We start from the raw sequence: 2943 nt of genomic DNA on the forward strand, positions 1-2943 counted from the left end.
GGCGATCCGGCCGAGGCGGCGTCCCGCCTGTTCGGGGCGCTGCGCACGCTCGATGCCTCCGGGGCCGCCACCATCGCGGTGGCGCCGATCCCCCCGGACGGCCTGGGCGAGGCGATTCGGGACCGTCTGGCCCGCGCCGCCGCACCCCGTTGAGGGCGACCGTTATTTTTATCGGCGCCGTGGAACAGATGACGCCGTGACCCGTTCATTGATCACGAAGGCCTTCTCAGCCCCCAAATGGCCTTTTCCTTCAAGGCTCGGAGCGATCCGAGCCTTTTTTCTTGCGCTGTGCTGTCAGGCCAGCTTGGCCGCGATCCCGGCCACGTGGCGACCCTGGAACCGCGCCCCGTCCAGCTCGACCGCGCTGGGCTGGCGCGAGCCGTCGCCGTCCGCGATCGTGCTGGCGCCGTAGGGCGTGTTGCCCTTGACCGCCTCGACGCCGACCTGGCCCGGGAACGAGTAGGGCAGCCCGACCACCACCATGCCGTGGTGGAACAGCACGGTGTGGAAGCTCGTCAGCGTCGTCTCCTGGCCGCCGTGCTGCGAGGCCGTGGAGGTGAAGACCGAGCCGACCTTGCCGACCAGCGCACCCTTCATCCACAGGCCGCCGGTCTGGTCGATGAACTGCTTCATCTGCGCGGCCATGTTGCCGTAGCGGGTCGGCGTCCCGAAGATGATCGCATCGTACTGGGGCAGCTCATCCACCGTGGCGATCGGCGCGGTCTGATCGAGCTTGAAGTGGTTCTGCCGGGCGACCTCCTCGGGCACCAGCTCCGGCACGCGCTTCACAACCGCCTCGGCGCCGGCCTCCCGAGCGCCCTCGGCGACGGCATACGCCATCTGCTCCACGTGTCCGTAGGTCGAGTAGTACAGCACCAGGACCTTGGCCATCGAACGATCTCCCGTCTCGGGTTGCGGAGCGCCGCCGAGATCCCCCGGGCGGCGCGCTGGCCTCTCCATCGCGCGTTTTGCGCTTTGCAAAAATGCCCCGCCACGCAAGAACACCCTTGCGGAGATGCAAGGAGGCGAGCGTGTCGCTGGACTGGGACGAGTTCCGCTTCGTGAAAGCCGTCGCCGACCGGGGTGGACTGACCGCGGCCGCGACGCAGCTCGGGATCAACCATTCCACGGCGTTCCGGCGCCTCGGGTCGATCGAGGCCCGGCTCGATGTGCGCCTGTTCGAGCGCCTGCGCACCGGCTACGTGCCGACCCCGGCCGGCGTGGCGATGATCGAGGCGGCCGGCCGGATCGAGACCGACGTGACCCGGTTCTCCCGCACGGTCGCCGGCCAAGGGCAGACGCCCTCCGGGGAGTTGCGCGTGACGGCGCCGGTGAACTTCGCGACCGGGATCCTGATGCCGATCCTGGCGTCGTTCTGCGCACGCTACCCGGAGATCCGTATCGACCTGATCCTGGCCGAGGAAGCGCTGAACCTGTCGCGCCGGGACGCCGACGTGGCGATCCGCGCGAGCCGGAGCCCCAGCGAATCCCTGGTCGGGCGCCGTCTCACCGGTCTCGCCTGGGCCATCTACGGACGCGCCGGGCAGACCTATGGCGATCTCGCCGAGGAAGCCTGGGTGGTTCCGGGTTCGACGGTGGGGGGCGGCCTGTTCGCATCCTTCCTCCAGACGAGGGCACCGCCGGAGAAAGTTCGCCTGCGGATCAACACGGTGACGGGGCTGAAGGAAGCGGTGACGACCGGACTGGGGATCGGGCCGCTGCCGTGTTTCGAGGCGGATACCGACCCCGCCCTGCGCCGGCTCTCCGGCCCACACCCGGAGATCGGGGCGGACCTCTGGGTTCTGACCCACCCCGACCTGCGTCACGCCGGGCGGGTCCGGGCGTTCATGGAACACCTCGCCGAAGCGATCCTACCGCTCCGGGCGCGCTTCGAAGGCCGGTGACGCCGTTCAGGCGCGGATCTCGACGACTTCGACTTCGCTGCCGTTGACCTCGACCACGTCGCCCACGCTCTTGCCGGTGATCGCCTGAGCGAGTGGCGCCACGTAGGAGATCGAGCCCTTGTGCGGGTCGGCCTCGTCCTCGCCGACGATGCGGAAGGTCTGCTTCGTCTCTTTCCCGGACTCGTCCTCGCGCAGGATCGTGACGGTGGCGCCGAAATGCACGGTCTGGCCGTCGATCGGCTCGACCACCTGCGCGGTGTTCTTGCGGGCGAGCCAGTACCGCAGATCCCGCCCGATCCGGGAATCCTCCGCCTTGTCGGCGTGATCCAGGGTGCCGAGTTCCCGCTCCAGGCGCGCGACCTCCGCCTCGATCTGCGCCAGCCCCTCCGGCGTGACGAAGTTGGTGTGCGGCGAGATGGGACGGTCGGGCAGGTTCTCGAAGGCTTCCCCGCCCTCGGGCTCTTTGACGAATGCTACGCTCATGGGAAGTGCAATGCGGCGGGAACGGCAAGGGTTCCGGCCAAAGCTTCAACCGACCTCCACCACGGTCCGCCCGCGGATCCGGCCCGCCAGGATCTCCGGCCCGAGCCGGCCGACCTCCTCCAGGCTGACCCGGCGCGTCATGCTGGCGAGCTTGTCGAGATCGAGTTCCCGGGCGAGGCGCGCCCAGGCCGCGCGGCGCTTCGTCTGCGGGGTGGTGACGCTGTTGATCCCGAGGAGCGAGACGCCGCGCAGGATGAACGGCGCCACGGAGGTCGGCAGGTCCATGCCCTGGGCCAGCCCGCAGGCGGCGACCGCGCCGTCGGACCGGGTCTGAGCCAGCACGTTGGCCAGGGTGGTGGAGCCGACCGCGTCGATGCCGGCCGCCCACCGCTCCTTGCCGAGCGGCTTGCCGGGCTTGGACAGCTCCGCGCGGTCGAGGATCTCGGCGGCGCCGAGGCCCTTGAGGTAATCGGCCTCGCCGTCTCGCCCCGTGGAGGCGATCACGTGCCAGCCGGCCCGGGCCAGGAGCGCCACCGCCACCGAGCCGACGCCGCCC

The 2943-nt window shown here is 70.1% G+C and carries 5 protein-coding genes; 2 read left to right on the forward strand and 3 right to left on the reverse strand.

The features are described 5' to 3' along the window. On the forward strand, positions 1-153 hold a 153-nt coding region (locus tag FV228_RS25385; protein ID WP_281406531.1), incomplete at its 5' end, for a Sua5 family C-terminal domain-containing protein. Between the two features lie 141 nt (positions 154-294). On the opposite strand, the gene wrbA is transcribed toward FV228_RS25385, so the two are convergent. Further along, positions 295-891, reverse strand: a complete 597-nt coding sequence (gene wrbA, locus FV228_RS25390; protein WP_147857083.1) for an NAD(P)H:quinone oxidoreductase — start codon at positions 889-891, stop codon at positions 295-297. A gap of 140 nt (positions 892-1031) precedes the next feature. On the opposite strand from wrbA, the gene FV228_RS25395 reads away from it, so the two are divergent. Continuing rightward, a complete protein-coding gene (locus FV228_RS25395) occupies positions 1032-1904 on the forward strand; it encodes a LysR family transcriptional regulator (protein WP_187277900.1) in 873 nt (290 codons plus the stop codon). A gap of 6 nt (positions 1905-1910) precedes the next feature. Here FV228_RS25395 and greA read toward each other — a convergent pair whose 3' ends face one another. Together greA and FV228_RS25405 are read right to left on the reverse strand one after the other, a co-directional pair. Then, entirely contained in the window at positions 1911-2387 is a 477-nt protein-coding gene (greA, locus tag FV228_RS25400; RefSeq protein WP_147857084.1) for a transcription elongation factor GreA, read from the reverse strand. 45 nt (positions 2388-2432) lie between these two features. Then, positions 2433-2943, reverse strand: a 511-nt coding sequence (locus FV228_RS25405) for a zinc-binding dehydrogenase (protein WP_147857085.1), incomplete at its 5' end; no start/stop codon positions are given.

The sequence above is a fragment of the Methylobacterium sp. WL18 genome (genome assembly GCF_008040015.1).
Taxonomy (GTDB): domain Bacteria; phylum Pseudomonadota; class Alphaproteobacteria; order Rhizobiales; family Beijerinckiaceae; genus Methylobacterium; species Methylobacterium mesophilicum.

What these genes read in the sequence shown, in the direction of transcription:
- wrbA (WP_147857083.1), bottom strand. Translation starts at nt 891, where the DNA reads ATGGCCAAGGTCCTGGTGCTGTACTACTCGACCTACGGACACGTGGAG.
- greA (WP_147857084.1), bottom strand. Translation starts at nt 2,387, where the DNA reads ATGAGCGTAGCATTCGTCAAAGAGCCCGAGGGCGGGGAAGCCTTCGAG.